We start from the raw sequence: 16,212 nt of genomic DNA on the forward strand, positions 1-16,212 counted from the left end.
ATGCATGACAACAGGCCGTTTGCTCAGCGAATAGATATGTTATCGACGTATTTGCGAATCAATTCCTTGTTGGCATCGCTGAAGTAATAGCAGGGGATGATTGAGGTGGTGGAATATACCCACATAGTCGTCTGGCATGGAAAACCGCTAGCCGCCTCATGCGTAGCGCCAAACAGGTGGCCGATCTCATGCGGCAGCGTGTTGTAATCTTTCAGGGACGCCATCGCGACGTGATGGCTTGTTGCTGCAACGCCGTGTAACGTCCCGTGGATTTTATTGGAAGTCACCAGCACGTATTTATGGCGCTCGGACGGGCGTGGCAGGTTTTTAGCGTCTGCGTAAGCGGTGCTCGTCTGAAATAGCCTGTATAACGACTGTTCATCCTCCTCCCCACGATAGGCGAAGTCTGTAAGGCCCGGTTCGTCGTTGATGAATGTGACCGTTGTCCTGCGCCCCGTGATTTCCTGCAACTGAGCGAGAAAGGGATTCAAGTAGTTGTCACCCAGTTCAGCGCGTTCATATTTTGTCAGTTGATCGTGCATGATCACGAACAGTCCCAGATTGGGGCCGTCGGCGCTGGCAAATGGCAGGTAAAAAAAACGGCAAGTGACAGCCAGACTGTCAGTTTGTTTTTCATTGGTACGTTCTCATCCTTGAGAGTCAGGTTAGATTGCGACTTCAATGTCGCGCTTCCAGTTAAACAAATACTGTCCGGGCCTGACAGTCCTGCTATGTCGTTTAGCGTCGTAGGGCAAGGCCTTTCATGTTGTAAGGCGCGCTGGTTAACGTGTTGGAATTTCAATGTGTCCGGCTCCAGGGCACGGCTTGCCTCGATCTCTGGCGGTGCTGCTGACAGAAGGTGATCGCAGGTGCTTTAAACTCACTACTTTGCGGTATACTGCGCGGCCTTTGGCCGGCTAAATCGGTCACTATTCGTGCAACAAGCCACGCCGGTTCCCCCGCGTGGCTTGTTGTTTTCAGACGCGCCTGCGGGCGCCCGATGAGAGGCACGACGATGAGCGCACTGGTTGGCGTGATCATGGGCTCCAAGTCCGATTGGTCCACCCTTATCCACACTGCCGACATGCTGGAAAAGCTCGGCATCCCTTATGAAGTCAAGGTGGTTTCAGCTCACCGCACGCCGGACTTGCTGTTCCAGTACGCCGACGAAGCAGAGGGCCGTGGCATTGAAGTGATCATCGCCGGTGCTGGCGGTGCCGCTCACTTGCCTGGCATGTGTGCCGCCAAGACCCACCTGCCTGTGCTGGGCGTTCCGGTACAGTCGTCGATGCTGTCGGGTGTCGACTCCCTGCTGTCGATCGTGCAGATGCCTGCGGGTATTCCGGTAGCGACCCTGGCCATCGGCAAAGCGGGGGCGATCAACGCTGCGCTGCTTTCGGCCAGTATCCTGGGCGCCAAACACCCTCAATTCCACGCAGCGCTGAAGAAATTCCGCGCTGAGCAGACAGACAGCGTCCTGGACAATCCAGACCCACGCCACGCCTGAGGTTTTTCCATGAAGATCGGTGTAATCGGTGGCGGCCAGCTCGGCCGCATGTTGGCATTGGCAGGTACGCCGCTGGGCATGAACTTCGCCTTTCTCGATCCCGCGCCGGATGCCTGTGCTGCTGCACTTGGCGAGCATCTGCGTGCCGATTACGGCGATCTGGACCATCTGCGTCAGTTGGCTGATGAAGTCGATCTGGTGACTTTCGAGTTCGAAAGCGTTCCGGCCGAGACCGTGGCGTTTCTGTCGCAGTTCGTACCGGTCTATCCGAGCGCCGAGGCGTTGCGCATTGCGCTTGACCGCTGGTTTGAAAAAAGCATGTTCAAGGATCTGGGCATTCCGACGCCCGCATTCGCCGATATTCAGTCGCAGGCCGATCTGGATGCTGCGGTGGCCAGCATTGGCCTGCCGGCCGTGCTCAAGACTCGTACGCTGGGTTATGACGGCAAGGGCCAGAAGTTCCTGCGCTCGGCAGCAGATGTGACCGGTACGTTCGCCGAGCTGGGCAGCGTGCCTTGCCTGCTGGAAGGCTTCGTGCCGTTCACTGGCGAAGTGTCGCTGATCGCCGTTCGCGCACGTGATGGCGAGACCCGGTTCTACCCGCTGGTTCACAACACGCACGACAGCGGCATCCTGCGCCTGTCCATCGCCAGCACCGATCACCCATTGCAGGCACTGGCCGAAGACTACGCCGGTCGTGTCCTGAAGCAGCTGGATTACGTGGGCGTGCTGGCATTCGAGTTCTTTGAGGTCGACGGCGGCCTGAAAGCCAACGAGATTGCGCCGCGGGTACACAACTCCGGTCACTGGACGACCGAAGGCGCCGAGTGCAGCCAGTTCGAGAACCACCTGCGGGCGGTTGCCGGTCTGCCGCTGGGCTCCACAGCCAAGGTCGGCGAGAGCGCCATGCTCAATTTCATCGGTGAAGTGCCAGCAGTGGACAAGGTCATCGCCGTCGAAGATTGCCACCTGCACCACTACGGCAAGGCGTTCAAGGCTGGCCGCAAAGTAGGACACGCTACGGTCCGCAGCGCTGACCGCGCTACGCTGGATCGTCAGGTGAAGCTGGTTGAAGCGTTGATCAAGGGCTGATCAGGCCCGCGGCTATCGTGCCAATGCTCTGCGCTCGACGTAATACACAAATCCAACTGACTATCGTGCCAATGCTCCGCGTTGGCGGCATTGGGTGACGCTCCGCGTCACAAAATGCATTACCACGCGGAGCGTGGGAACGAGAATTAGCGGGGGGTCAGCCCTGTTTAGCCGTTCTGCGCTGTCGCTAGGCCCTGTCATTCATGAAGAATCCTCCACCTCGAAGCAAACTGTCCATTGCGCCGGAACCATTCCCTGCCGCTGTTCTCAGATAGCAGTAGGTCGGGGCTGCTCATTAGCCCAGGCATATTCACTTAATACAGAGGGGAATGGCATGGGTATCATTGGAACCATCTTTATCGGCCTGATCGTTGGTCTGCTGGCTCGCTTCTTGAAGCCGGGCGACGACAGCATGGGCTGGATCATGACCATCGTGCTGGGTATCGCCGGCTCGCTCGCAGCCACTTATGGTGGTCAGGCGCTGGGTATCTATCAAGCAGGCGAGGGTGCAGGTTTTCTCGGCGCGTTGGTAGGTGCAATCATCCTGCTGGTTATCTACGGCATGATCAAAAAGAAATAACGTTTAATGTTCAGCCCTCTGTTCTGCGCGGCACAGAGGGCTAGAATGCGCGGCAACTCTTCCTTCTTTGCCGAGCTTTATCATGCGCCGCTTTTTGTTGATGACTCTTCTGCTGCTGTCCGGGCTTGCACACGCCCAGTTGCCGGAAACCGACTGGCTTGAGTTGATGCCCAAGTCCGATCAAAAAGCCCTCGAAGCCATGCCCGAGATTGACCACAATTCTCCGGAAGCGATGGGCACGTTCGACAGCAAGGGTGGCTTGAAGCAGAGCAAGGGTTTGCCTGCGGTCATGTATTCGACCAAGACCGTCCCGGCAATGAACGGCAAGACCATTCGTCTTGGCGGTTACCCTGTACCCCTCGAAACCGATGCCAAGGGCCACAGCACGCTGTTCTTCATCGTGCCCTATCCAGGCGCCTGCATTCACGTCCCGCCACCGCCGCCTAACCAGTTGGTGCTTGTGCGTTACCCCAAAGGCCTGAAACTGGATGATATCTACACACCACTGTGGGTAGAAGGCACCCTGAAAATCGAGAAGGTCAGTAACGATCTGGCTGATGCGGCGTATGCGATGGATGCGTCAAAGGTCCGCGTTGTGGTTGAATCGGACCTTTGATGGGCTTGATCAATAACTGATCAGAGCGCCTCGCTCCAGATACTCACACCCAGAACATGCATCTGGTCGGGGGCCAGCGTCACCACGTCGTCCAGCACGTTGGCCGTTTCGACGCAGACCATGCGCTGCCAGCCATCTGCTGCCATGTCGGTGAATTTGCCGGTTTTCTCGATCCACGGGTTCCACAGGATGGCTGATTTCGAGCCGGTGCTGCGGATATGGATGCGGCGCTGCCATTGGGGGTCAACGATGCTGAGTACCCCCGGTGTATCCTTGTAGATACGGTCGGTTTCGCCAGTGAACGTCAGGTCGCCAGCCTGTTCACGTTCTTCCCAGTTTGCCAGGGTTTCGATGTAGCGCAGGCCGTCGAGTCCTTCGACGCTTACCTGACGAACATCGCTGACGGCGAAATAGGTGTGCAGCGCCTGGCTGATAACGACAGATTCTGTGCCGCAGTTGTAGCTGACCAGGCTGACGTTCAGGGCATGGTCCAGACGGATGCTGAGTTTCAGGGCGACGTTGTGCGGCCAGCCTGGCAGGTGGCCTTCGGCTTCCGGAAGGACGAACTCCACCAGCAGTGCATCGCCATCTGCTCCGATCCCCAGCAACTGCCAATCCAGCGCTCGCACTTCACCATGCGCCTTGGCAGGTTCGCTGCTGTCGCGCATTGCCTGCACGCTTTGAGGGTTGCGTTCCAGGTTACCGAACCACGGCCAGCAGATGGGCATGCCCGCGCGAATGGGTTTGCCTTGCTTGAAAACCGCCTCTTCATTCAGCCACACCAGAGGCTGCTGTCCGGCCACTTGATAGCTGAGGATATGTGCGCCCTGCTGCGCAACCAGCAGCTCTGCTTCGCCGTGGCGAATACGCCAGCAGTTCAGTTCGTCGTACTGGACAGATTCAACGTTGGGTTCAACCGGGGATGTTGGCATGCAAAGTTCTCACTCAATGACCGTGACGAAAATAGACCGCTTCACGCAAGGTGAGTTTAACCGGGCAGCCATCCTTGGGTTGAGCAACCAGTTACCGTCGTGCGGGAACCGAGCGTGTCCGCCCGCTGGAATCTATGGCCACGAACACGAATGCGGCCTCAGTGACCTTGCGCCATTCGCTGGTGAGCGGGTCATCGCTCCACACTTCGACCATCATCTTGATCGAGGTGCGTCCGACTTCCAGGGTGCGGGTGTAAAAGGAAAGCTGCTCTCCAACTGCGACCGGGACCAGAAACGTCATGCGATCAATCGCCACGGTCGCTACACGGCCGCCGGCCACTTTACTGGCCATGGCTGTACCCGCCAGGTCCATCTGGGACACCAGCCAGCCACCGAAGATGTCGCCAAAGCCATTGGTTTCGCGGGGAAGGGCGGTAATTTGCAGTGCAAGGTCGCCTTGCGGAGTTGGATCTTCTTGTTCGAGCTCGATCATGCCTAGGGTGCCTCTGACCCATGACTCTCATTGTTGTATGCTGCGGTTAACAGGCGCCATTCAAAACCATGCGCATGAACATTGTGTGTCCAGTGCCGGTGTGGCCCATAGAGAAACTCTGCGAAACCCGCTGATTCAGACGTTTTCGCACAACTTCCCAGTGCTGCTGACGACTTGCGAGTATATCGGGCGTTGCGTCATAGAACGACCGTCGGGTTTCCATTTTGTAATGATGCAGTTCTTGACATGTGTTTTTAAGAGCAATTTGCTATCTTGCTGAACCTCTACAGGTGACAAGACTGCCTGTACACGCAATTTTGGTGCCTATCTGCGCCTTTGCCCTCGACAATCGCTTCTGCACGGCACCCCGCAGCAGCCAGCGTTGCTGTCGCTTGCCCCTTTTTAAAGAACAAGTAAAGAGAAGCCTTGTCATGTCATCTGTTCCTTCAAGTTCCACGCAGCCTGCGCGGCCTTTGACCCGCAGCGATTACAAAACCCTTTCGCTCTCTGCTTTGGGTGGCGCGCTGGAGTTCTACGACTTCATCATTTTCGTGTTTTTCGCGGCGATGGTCGGCAAGCTGTTTTTCCCGGTGGACATGCCCGACTGGCTGCGCATGATGCAAACGTTCGGCATTTTCGCCGCCGGTTATCTGGCGAGGCCGCTGGGCGGCATTATCATGGCGCACTTCGGCGATCTGCTGGGGCGCAAGAAAATGTTCACGCTGAGCATTTTCATGATGGCGGTGCCGACCCTGATCATGGGCTTGCTGCCGACCTACGCACAGATCGGCATGTGGGCGCCGATTCTGCTGCTGTTGATGCGCGTCATTCAAGGTGCCGCCATCGGCGGTGAAGTGCCTGGCGCCTGGGTCTTCGTCTCCGAGCATGTGCCTGCCCGTCGTGTCGGGTATGCCTGCGGCACCCTGACCGCAGGGCTGACAGCGGGCATCCTGCTGGGCTCGCTGGTCGCCACGGCGATCAATAGTATTTATACCCCGGTCGAAGTGTCGGATTACGCCTGGCGGATCCCTTTCCTGCTGGGCGGCGTGTTTGGCCTGATGTCGGTTTATCTGCGCCGTCTGTTGCACGAAACGCCGGTGTTCGCCGAACTGCAACTGCGCAAGGCGCTTGCTGAAGAAGTGCCGCTCAAGGCGGTGCTGCGTGATCATCGTGGTGCAGTTGCGCTGTCTATGCTGATGACCTGGTTGCTCTCGGCCGGCATCATCGTCGTTATCCTGATGACGCCGACCATTCTGCAAACCATCTATGGCTTTCCGGCCGCTACCGCGCTGAAAGCCAACAGCCTGGCAATTGTATTCCTGAGCGTGGGTTGCATCGCTGCGGGCGCGCTGGCGGATCGCTTCGGCGCAGGCTGGGTGTTTCTGCTGGGCAGCGCAGGGTTGCTGGTCAGTTCCTGGACGTTCTATCACATCCTCGGCAGTCATCCGGAAGTGCTGTTCCCGCTGTATGCCGTGACAGGGCTGTTCGTTGGCACTATCGGCGCGGTTCCTTATGTCATGGTCAAGGCTTTCCCGCCCGTGGTGCGTTTCTCCGGGCTGTCGTTCTCCTACAACCTGGCATACGCCATTTTCGGGGGGCTGACGCCGATGGTGGTGACGTTCATGCTCAAGAGCAGCCCGATGGGCCCGGCCTGGTATGTCGCGATTCTCTGCGGCCTGGGTATGGCAATCGGCGTGTTTTTGCTCACCAGAAAGCGTTGATCAGCACCCACTGGTAAAACGCTCAAGGTATCCGCTACAGCGAAAGGCTATCTCCCTGCGAGGGGCGATGGCCTTTTCATCTTATTGTCATAATCAATTCATAGAGTAGTCACAAGACTGGCCCAAAAGGCTTGTGGACACCTACATACCCTGCCAGGAGCGCAAGGATGACACTCAAGCGTTTGATGGCTGCACTGATATGGGTTGCCGCCAGCGCGACGGCAGCCAGNNGGTCGACCCTGCCATCAAGGCCTATACCAGGGCCTCCGGTGTGTCGGGCAATCTCTCCAGTGTCGGCTCCGATACTCTGGCAAATCTGATGACCCTGTGGGCCGAGGCCTACAAGAAAGAATACCCGAGCGTGAACATCCAGATTCAAGCGGCCGGCTCCTCCACGGCGCCACCCGCGCTGACCGAGGGCACGGCCAATCTGGGCCCGATGAGCCGCAGGATGAAAGACGGCGAATTATCTGCTTTTGAGCAGAAACACGGCTACAAACCGACCGCTATTCCGGTCGCGGTGGATGCATTGGCCGTATTCGTGCACAAGGACAATCCGATCAAGGGCCTGACCCTGCAGCAGGTGGACGCAATCTTTTCTGCGACCCGGCTGTGCGGCGCCAGGGCAGATGCGAAAACCTGGGGTGATGTCGGTGTGGGCGGCAGCCTGGCAGGCAAGCCGATTCAGTTGTTCGGTCGTAACTCGGTGTCGGGTACCTACGGTTATTTCAAGGAAGAAGCCCTGTGCAAAGGCGACTTCAAGGCCAACGTCAACGAGCAGCCCGGCTCTGCTTCGGTGGTCAGCGCGATCAGCAATTCGCTTAACGGCATCGGTTATTCGGGAATCGGTTACAAGACATCCAACGTCAGAACTGTGCCGCTGGCGAAGAAAGAGGGCGGCGAGTTTGTCGAAGACAGCGAAGCCAATACCCTGAACGGCAGTTATCCACTGTCGCGCTTCCTTTATGTGTACGTGAACAAGGCGCCGAACCAGCCCTTGGCGCCGCTGGAGGCCGAGTTTGTAAAACTGGTGCTGTCGAGACAGGGCCAGGAAGTGGTGATGAAGGACGGTTATATCCCGCTGCCCGCCCGTGTCGTCGAGAAGACGCTGGCCGATCTTGGCCTGCAGGGCGCGGGCGGCGTGGCGGTAAAGTAGTCACGTACGCGTTGGAGCGGGGCTCAATGGACTGGCCTGCATACAAATTGAACAGTCCGCCGCCGGTTTCGCAGGCAGCGGGCTTTCTCACGTCACCTTGCTGTAATTTTTCTGTCATGCAAGGCGTCTACGGTGTGTGCGCATGAATGAGCTGTTCAAATCGACGATGGACCAAAGCTCGCCTCCAGCGCGTATTGATTTCAATACGCCTGCGATGGTGAGAAAGCGTCGTGTCCGTGCGTTCAAGGATCGCCTCACTCACTGGTACGTCGCTATTGGTGGCCTTGCCGTTCTGGCGGCGATCACACTGATCTTCTTCTATCTGGCCTATGTCGTCGCGCCGCTCTTCAAAGGCGCAAGCCTCACCTCCGAACCCGTGCTGAATACAGCCTGGATGCAGGATGCGGGTGCGCCGTTGATGATCGCAATCGAAGAGCAGAACCAGATCGGGATGCGCATTTCCGACAAGGGTGAAGTCATCTTTTTCAACGTCAAGGATGGCGCAGAGCTGCATAAGGTTGCCTTGCCACTGCCCGCTGGCGTGTCCGTCGCTTCCATCGGCAAGGATCAGCCCGGCGCGCCATTGATAGCCTTGGGATTGTCCAATGGCCAAGTGCTGGTGTTCAGGCACTCGTACCTGACGACCTATCCGAACAACCAGAAAACCATCACCCCGAGCGTGGCCTGGCCCTACGGCGAAGCGCCTTTGGTGCTGGATGAGGCCGGTCGCGCAGTCGAGCATGTGACCGTCAGTGCCGATGGCGACAGCCTCAAGCTGGCAGGGTCTACCGGCACTCAGTTGCACGTTATCTCGCTCGAGCAGAAAGAAAACATGATGACCGGCGAGATGCCGCGTGAGCAGACGCGCATCGAGCTACCGCAGATGTCGGCCGCCGTGAAAGCGATTTACATCGATCCGCGCCAGCAATGGTTGTATGTCATCAATGGTCGCGCCAAGGCGGATGTGTTCAGCCTGCGCGACCGAACCCTCAATGGCCGCTATAAATTGCTGGAAGACGGTAACGCCGAGATCACGGCGAGCGCCCAGCTGGTCGGCGGCATTTCGCTGATCATCGGCAACTCGAAGGGCAGCATTTCCCAGTGGTTCATGGCCCGGGACACTGACGGCGAGCAGCGCCTGATGCGCATCCGCGACTTCAAAATGGGCGGCGCACCTATCGAGCAGATCAAGGCTGAACAGCGGCGCAAGGGCTTCATTGCTCTGGATGCGTCCGGCAAGCTGGGCGTGTTCCACAGCACCGCGCACCGAACCTTGCTGATCGACAAGGTAACTGACGGTCCCGGCATTCTGGCGTTATCACCGCGCGCCAACCGGGTTCTGATCGAAAGCGCTGGCAAGCTGTTGCCGCTGGCGCTGGACAACTCGCACCCGGAAGTCTCCTGGAGCTCGCTATGGGGCAAGGTCTGGTATGAGAATTACGACGAGCCCAAGTACGTTTGGCAATCCACGGCGTCCAACTCCGACTTCGAGCCGAAGCTGAGCCTGGCACCGTTGACCTACGGCACCCTGAAAGCGGCGTTCTACGCCATGCTGCTGGCCGCGCCGCTGGCCGTGGCTGCCGCGATCTACACCGCCTACTTCATGGCGCCGGGCATGCGCCGCAAGGTCAAGCCGGTGATTGAATTGATGGAAGCGATGCCGACGGTGATTCTCGGTTTCTTTGCCGGATTGTTTCTGGCGCCGTACCTGGAAGGTCATTTGCCGGGCATCTTCAGTTTGCTGCTGCTCACGCCGATCGGCATTTTGCTGGCGGGCTTTTTCTGGACCCGTCTGCCTGACTCGCTTCGCCTGCGCGTGCCCGATGGCTGGGAAGGCGCGATCCTGATTCCCGTTGTGCTATTGGTGGGCTGGTTTTCACTGAGCATGAGTCCGCACCTGGAGAGCTGGTTCTTCGGCGGCGACATGAGCACATGGATCCGCGACCAACTGGGCATCACCTACGATCAGCGCAACGCGTTGGTGGTCGGCATTGCAATGGGTTTCGCGGTGATCCCCAACATCTATTCAATTGCCGAAGACGCCGTGTTCAGCGTGCCGCGCAGCCTGACACTGGGCTCTCTGGCGCTGGGCGCAACGCCTTGGCAGACCCTGACGCGTGTAGTCATCCTGACCGCCAGCCCCGGCATCTTTTCCGCCTTGATGATCGGCATGGGCCGGGCCGTGGGGGAAACCATGATTGTGCTGATGGCGACCGGTAACACGCCGATCATGGACATGAACCTGTTTGAAGGCATGCGTACGCTGGCGGCCAATGTCGCGGTGGAGATGCCGGAGTCGGAAGTGGGCGGCAGCCATTATCGGGTGCTGTTTCTGGCGGCCTTGGTGCTGTTGATGTTCACCTTCGTGATGAACACCCTCGCAGAGTTGATTCGTCAGCGACTGCGCAAGCAATACTCGGCGTTGTAAGGAAGGTAGGCGTTGGTGAAGCGGAACTCCCTCAAGAGCTGGTTCAAAAGCGGCGCCCCTGGCGTCTGGATGAGTGCGGGTGCCGTATCCATCGCTGTCATCATGACCATCGGCCTGCTGGCGGTGATCGCCGTGCGGGGTCTTGGGCACTTCTGGCCAGCTGACCTGGTGGTCGCACGTTATGCGGTGCCCAATCAGGAATCGAGTGTGCTGGTCGGTGAGCGGGTCGAGCAGGAACAGGTTCCTCGTGCGCGTTTGAAAAGCGCGGGTCTGCCGGTGCCTGACCAAGGGCCGGAGTTCATGACCCGTGAGCTGTTCAAGGTTGGCAACCGTGACCTCAACCCCAGCGATTTCACCTGGGTTGTGGGCGACTGGCTGACCGACCAGAGCCGTCCTGCCGAACTGATGACACTGGAGCGCCGGGAGTGGGGCAATTTCTACGGCTATCTGGTCAACGTCAAGGAAGACGGTCGGATAGTGGCACAAGGCGAAGCTGCCTGGCCGATCCTGCAAGAGCGCATCAAACGCGTCGAAAAGCTGGCTGACGAACTCTACATTCTGGAAAAGAAAGACATCGGGGCCATCAATCACGGTATTGAGCGCCTGCGTCTGCAGGCCCGCAAGCTGGAACTCAATGGCCGGCTCGATGCCGCTGCGCAAGCTGACATGGCTGCAGAACGTGCCGAGCTGGACGCGCGTTACAAGGTCATCGAGGGGCGTCTGGACGGCCTGCATGAGGCTTTTGATCGCGACAGCCTGACGGCACGCGATGGCAATGGCAAAGAAATCGAACTCAGCCTAGGCAAAGTGGTGCGTGCTTACCAGCCCAACGCGATGGGCACCGTTACCAAGCTGGGTTTCTACTTCCAGAAACTGTGGGAATTTCTCAGTGACGACCCTCGCGAAGCCAACACCGAAGGGGGTATTTTCCCGGCTATCTTCGGCACGGTGATGATGACCCTGATCATGGCAGTGATCGTGACGCCGTTCGGTGTGCTGGCAGCGGTTTACCTGCGCGAGTACGCGCGTCAGGGGCCGGTTACCCGGCTGATCCGCATTGCGGTGAACAACCTGGCCGGTGTGCCGGCGATTGTGTACGGCGTGTTCGGCCTCGGTTTTTTCGTTTATGTGCTCGGCGGCTCGGTAGACCGGCTGTTCTTTCCTGAAGCGCTGCCAGCCCCGACGTTTGGTACGCCAGGCCTGTTATGGGCCTCGCTGACCCTGGCGCTGCTGGCCGTGCCGGTGGTGATCGTGGCCACCGAAGAAGGGTTGGCGCGTATTCCGCTGACCCTGCGCGAAGGCTCGCTGGCGCTGGGCGCGACCAAGGCCGAGACGCTGTGGAAGATTGTATTGCCAATGGCCAGCCCGGCAATGATGACCGGCCTGATTCTGGCGGTGGCGCGTGCCGCCGGGGAAGTTGCGCCATTGATGCTGGTGGGCGTGGTCAAACTGGCCCCGTCGCTGCCGCTGGATGGCAACTATCCTTATCTGCATCTCGATCAGAAGATCATGCACCTGGGTTTCCACATTTACGACGTCGGCTTCCAGAGCCCGAACGTCGAGGCGGCACGCCCGCTGGTCTACGCCACCGCGCTGTTGCTGGTGCTGGTCATCGCCTTGCTCAATCTCTCGGCTGTGAGTATCCGTAACCATTTGCGGGAAAAATATAAGGCGCTCGACAATTGATCCCGAATTCGCCCTTTGGCAAACGCAGCCGTTCGATGAAGCGAATCGTTCGCACAGGAGCAATCCATGCAGCATGAAAGCCCGACTCACGGCATGAACATGTCGGCCCTGAGGCGTCACAAGCAACGCCTGGATCTGGCCGATGAGACCGTGGCCATCGAAGTGCCGGGTCTGAATCTGTTCTATGGCGACAAGCAGGCGCTGTTCGATATTGCCCTGAATATCCCCAAGCAGAAGGTGACCTCGTTCATCGGTCCGTCCGGTTGTGGCAAGTCGACCCTGTTGCGCAGTTTCAATCGCATGAACGATCTGGTCGATGGCTGCCGCGTTGAAGGCGCAATCAACCTGTACGGTCACAACATCTACACCAAAGGCGAGGAAGTTGCTGAGTTGCGTCGGCGCGTCGGCATGGTGTTCCAGAAGCCGAACCCGTTCCCCAAGACGATTTATGAAAACGTGGTCTACGGCCTGCGCATTCAGGGCATCAACAAGAAGCGCGTACTCGATGAAGCCGTCGAGTGGGCGCTGAAAGCCTCTGCGCTCTGGGATGAGGTCAAGGATCGACTGCATGAGTCGGCGTTGGGGTTGTCCGGAGGGCAGCAACAGCGTCTGGTCATTGCCCGAACGATCGCCGTGGAGCCGGAGGTTTTGCTGCTCGACGAACCCTGCTCGGCACTTGACCCGATTTCGACCCTTAAAGTCGAAGAACTGATCTACGAACTGAAATCGAAATACACCATTGTGATCGTTACGCACAACATGCAGCAGGCGGCTCGGGTGTCGGATTACACCGCGTTTATGTACATGGGCAAACTCGTCGAGTTCGGTGATACAGACACCTTGTTCACCAACCCGGCAAAAAAACAGACAGAAGACTACATCACCGGTCGTTACGGCTAGGACGTGCTTCGTCAGACCTGAACCACCGCTGCGTTTTCGCTATTAACCGGACGTTCCAAGGACACCCAGCATGATCCACAAAGACAGCCATACGCATCACATTTCCCAACAGTTCAACGCGGAACTCGAAGACGTTCGCAGCCATTTGCTCGAAATGGGTGGCCTGGTCGAGAAGCAGGTGAACGATTCTGTCACGGCACTGATCGAGGCCGACTCCGGTCTTGCCCAGCGCGTTCGCGAGGTCGACGACCGGATCAATCAGATGGAGCGCAGCATTGACGAAGAATGCCTGCGCATTCTGGCTCGTCGCCAGCCAGCGGCGTCCGATCTGCGCCTGATCATCAGCATTTCCAAGTCGGTGATCGACCTGGAGCGCATCGGTGATGAAGCCACCAAGATCGCCCGCCGTGCCATCAAACTCTGCGAAGAGGGCGAGGCGCCACGCGGTTACGTCGAGGTCCGTCATATCGGTGATCAGGTGCGCAACATGGTTCGCGATGCCCTGGACTCGTTCGCGCGTTTCGACGCTGAGCTGGCCCTGTCGGTGGCGCAGTACGACAAGACCATCGACCGTGAGTACAAAACCGCCCTGCGCGAGCTGGCGACCTACATGATGGAAGATCCACGCTCGATCTCCCGCGTGCTGGACGTCATCTGGGTGCTGCGCTCTCTGGAGCGCATCGGCGACCATGCCCGCAACATTTCCGAGCTGGTGATTTATCTGGTGCGTGGCACCGACGTGCGGCACATGGGGCTCAAGCGCATGAAGGAAGAAGTGCAGGGTATCTCGAGCGAAACCGCTAATGTTCCGGGCGACGCTGACGATAAGTAAGATTGCCTGCGAGAAAAACGCCCAGCATGCGCTGGGCGTTTTTCGTTGTGCAGACGAGTATTCCCGTCGCCTGCGGATTAAATGTCGCGGCGCAGTCAATCAATATGGCAGTTGGCCACCAGTCAACGCTATGCTTGCCGAAACAAAGGGCGTGTTGGCATACCGCAGTTCGCCTCCAGGTGAACACGCCCGCAGGAGCGTCGATGAGTAAGGTCAGTGTATTGGTGGTGGATGACGCGACTTTCATTCGCGACTTGGTCAAGAAAGGGCTGCGCAATTACTTTCCCGGGATTCATACCGAGGACGCAGTCAATGGTCGCAAGGCTCAGGCTTTGCTGGGCAAAGAGTCGTTCGATCTGATTCTGTGCGACTGGGAAATGCCCGAGATGTCCGGCCTGGAGCTGTTGACATGGTGTCGTGAGCAAGACAATTACCTGAGAACCGTGCCGTTCATCATGGTGACCAGCCGTGGCGACAAGGAAAACGTCGTGCAGGCTATTCAGGCCGGCGTGACCGATTTTGTCGGCAAACCGTTCACCAACGAGCAGTTGCTGACCAAGGTCAAGAAGGCGCTGGCGAAGGTCGGCAAGCTTGATGCGGTCATGTCCACAGCCCCGGCACGCATGAACTCGCCGCTCAATGACTCGCTCAGTGCATTGACCGGCGGCAAGGCCGAAGTGGTTCGCGCCACGCCAGCTGTCGCGCCTGCCGGTATCGCCAAAGCGCCGCCTGTAGCAGCCAAATCGCCGGAGCCTGCCGGTCGTGGACAGGGTCAGTTGCGCCTGCCCAACGGCATTCAGTCGTGCGTGATCAAGGCTTTGACGCTGAAAGACGCCACACTGGTGATACGCGTCAGCGAAAACCTGCCGCAGGTGCTCGACAGCGCGGTACTGGACCTTGAGCAAGGCGAGAGCAACGAGGTCGCACGCCTGAATGGCTACCTGCACTCCGTTGCCGCGTTCGAGCAGAAGCCTGACAGTGAATGGCTGCAAGTGACTTTCCGCTTTGTCGATCAGGATGCGCAGAAGCTCGACTACCTGTCGCGCCTGATCGCACGTGGCACGGCTCAGAAGCACTTTATCCCCGGAGCCTGATACACGCCTCCTGCTGACTGGCATGCCGACGTTCGCGTTGGCATGCCCCAAATATCTACTGCACAGCTACCCAATAACTTCACCCCGCTGCAATCACCCCCTCGCTGATCATGCTGTGTCCGTGGCTTGTCTGGCGCGTTATTCATGTCCGATTGATACTGACGAGTCCTCTTCTGTCTGCAAGGCTGCTAGGCTTGGCACCCAGTGCCCTTGAACCCGAACGCCTCTGATGCTTGCACGCCTGCTTATCCTGTTTGCCCTGACGTTGACTGTGCAGTCGGCCGGGGCAGTCACGATCTATAAATTCACCGATGCCGATGGCGTGGTGTCGTTCTCGGATCGGCCAACACCTGGCGCATCGGTCATGGTGTTTCGGGACCGGATGGTCGAGCGTATCGACGGCCAGGTGCATTTGAGTGTCAGGCGTGAAAAGGGCGTGCACAGCCTGTACGTGCGCAACGATCTGTACGCCCCGGTCGAGGTCGAACTCAAGCTTTCCAGTGTGACCAACGTGCTGGGCGTCTCTGGCTCGTCAGCAACGCTGCGCCGCACAATCCCTGCGCGCAGTAATGAACGTGTGGTGGTGCTGAGCCCCAAAGTGGGGAGCAAGCCGATGAACTACGCCTCGGTGCTGACTTCAACCCTGGGCGATCCCAAAGGTTCGGTGCAGGCCTATAAATACCCATTGCCGTGGATTGGCGGACCGTTTCGCCTGACTCAGGGGCCGAATGGCAAATACAGTCATTATGGTGCCAAGGGCCGCTATGCGATGGACATTGCCATGCCCGAAGGCACGCCGATCATCGCCGCACGCGGCGGGACGGTGATAAAGATCGAAAACAGCCAGTCAGGGAGGGGTTCGAATGCGTCAGGCAACTTCGTACGGATTCTGCACGAAGACGGCACGATGGGCGTCTATCTGCATCTGATGCGCGGTTCGGTGAGTGTCAGGGAAGGTCAGCGGGTCAGCGTCGGAACCGCGCTGGCGCGGTCGGGTAATACCGGAAACAGCACCGGCCCGCATCTGCACTTTGTCGTGCAACGCAATTCGGGCCATGAACTGCTATCGATCCCTTACGAATTCGCCAGACCAGTGCAGAGCCTGCCCAACTTCGCCGTCGGCGGGAATTGACTGCTGGAGCGGCCGTGCATTTCTTGACTATCGTGCCGACGCT

The 16,212-nt window shown here is 58.5% G+C and carries 13 protein-coding genes and 2 pseudogenes; 12 read left to right on the forward strand and 3 right to left on the reverse strand.

Features of this window, described 5'->3' with window-relative positions:
* Positions 1 to 23: 23 nt before the first annotated feature.
* Positions 24 to 637 (reverse strand): annotated as a pseudogene (locus ALO64_RS22070) (reprolysin-like metallopeptidase).
* Positions 638 to 1,015: 378 nt separating this feature from the next.
* Here ALO64_RS22070 and purE point away from each other — a divergent pair.
* From purE to ALO64_RS22090, 4 genes are all read left to right on the forward strand, one after another.
* Complete coding sequence (gene purE, locus ALO64_RS22075; RefSeq protein WP_044343618.1) at positions 1,016 to 1,507, forward strand: 5-(carboxyamino)imidazole ribonucleotide mutase; 492 nt, start codon at positions 1,016 to 1,018, stop codon at positions 1,505 to 1,507.
* Between the two features lie 9 nt (positions 1,508 to 1,516).
* The gene (locus tag ALO64_RS22080) at positions 1,517 to 2,599 is read left to right on the forward strand and encodes a 5-(carboxyamino)imidazole ribonucleotide synthase (RefSeq protein ID WP_044343619.1); all 1,083 of its coding nucleotides are present in this window, start codon (positions 1,517 to 1,519) and stop codon (positions 2,597 to 2,599) included.
* A gap of 334 nt (positions 2,600 to 2,933) precedes the next feature.
* Entirely contained in the window at positions 2,934 to 3,179 is a 246-nt protein-coding gene (locus ALO64_RS22085; protein ID WP_002555896.1) for a GlsB/YeaQ/YmgE family stress response membrane protein, read from the forward strand.
* 82 nt (positions 3,180 to 3,261) lie between these two features.
* Entirely contained in the window at positions 3,262 to 3,795 is a 534-nt protein-coding gene (locus tag ALO64_RS22090) for a DUF3299 domain-containing protein (protein WP_002555895.1), read from the forward strand.
* Between the two features lie 20 nt (positions 3,796 to 3,815).
* On the opposite strand, the gene ALO64_RS22095 is transcribed toward ALO64_RS22090, so the two are convergent.
* On the reverse strand, positions 3,816 to 4,727 hold the full coding sequence (locus ALO64_RS22095) for a D-hexose-6-phosphate mutarotase (RefSeq protein ID WP_004666602.1): 912 nt from the start codon (positions 4,725 to 4,727) through the stop codon (positions 3,816 to 3,818).
* A 91-nt stretch (positions 4,728 to 4,818) separates the two neighbouring features.
* Positions 4,819 to 5,220 (reverse strand): acyl-CoA thioesterase, encoded by a 402-nt coding sequence (locus ALO64_RS22100; RefSeq protein ID WP_044343620.1) that lies wholly within the window; start codon positions 5,218 to 5,220, stop codon positions 4,819 to 4,821.
* Positions 5,221 to 5,651: 431 nt separating this feature from the next.
* Between ALO64_RS22100 and ALO64_RS22105 the strand changes: the two genes are divergently transcribed.
* The 8 genes and pseudogenes from ALO64_RS22105 (at position 5,652) to ALO64_RS22140 (ending at position 16,169) form a co-directional block, all read left to right on the forward strand.
* On the forward strand, positions 5,652 to 6,941 hold the full coding sequence (locus ALO64_RS22105) for an MFS transporter (protein WP_044343621.1): 1,290 nt from the start codon (positions 5,652 to 5,654) through the stop codon (positions 6,939 to 6,941).
* A gap of 167 nt (positions 6,942 to 7,108) precedes the next feature.
* A pseudogene (locus ALO64_RS22110) lies at positions 7,109 to 8,097 on the forward strand (phosphate ABC transporter substrate-binding protein PstS family protein).
* Positions 8,098 to 8,239: 142 nt separating this feature from the next.
* Positions 8,240 to 10,525, forward strand: a complete 2,286-nt coding sequence (locus ALO64_RS22115; protein ID WP_044343622.1) for an ABC transporter permease subunit — start codon at positions 8,240 to 8,242, stop codon at positions 10,523 to 10,525.
* 69 nt (positions 10,526 to 10,594) lie between these two features.
* On the forward strand, positions 10,595 to 12,211 hold the full coding sequence (gene pstA, locus ALO64_RS22120) for a phosphate ABC transporter permease PstA (protein ID WP_170947386.1): 1,617 nt from the start codon (positions 10,595 to 10,597) through the stop codon (positions 12,209 to 12,211).
* 66 nt (positions 12,212 to 12,277) lie between these two features.
* Entirely contained in the window at positions 12,278 to 13,111 is an 834-nt protein-coding gene (pstB, locus tag ALO64_RS22125) for a phosphate ABC transporter ATP-binding protein PstB (RefSeq protein WP_005734982.1), read from the forward strand.
* A 70-nt stretch (positions 13,112 to 13,181) separates the two neighbouring features.
* The gene (gene phoU, locus ALO64_RS22130; protein WP_002555887.1) at positions 13,182 to 13,943 is read left to right on the forward strand and encodes a phosphate signaling complex protein PhoU; all 762 of its coding nucleotides are present in this window, start codon (positions 13,182 to 13,184) and stop codon (positions 13,941 to 13,943) included.
* Between the two features lie 203 nt (positions 13,944 to 14,146).
* On the forward strand, positions 14,147 to 15,037 hold the full coding sequence (locus tag ALO64_RS22135; protein ID WP_005734983.1) for a response regulator: 891 nt from the start codon (positions 14,147 to 14,149) through the stop codon (positions 15,035 to 15,037).
* A gap of 229 nt (positions 15,038 to 15,266) precedes the next feature.
* Complete coding sequence (locus ALO64_RS22140) at positions 15,267 to 16,169, forward strand: peptidoglycan DD-metalloendopeptidase family protein (RefSeq protein WP_010215288.1); 903 nt, start codon at positions 15,267 to 15,269, stop codon at positions 16,167 to 16,169.
* Positions 16,170 to 16,212 lie beyond the last annotated feature (43 nt).

The sequence above is a fragment of the Pseudomonas meliae genome (assembly GCF_001400515.1).
Classification (GTDB): Bacteria; Pseudomonadota; Gammaproteobacteria; order Pseudomonadales; family Pseudomonadaceae; genus Aquipseudomonas; species Aquipseudomonas amygdali.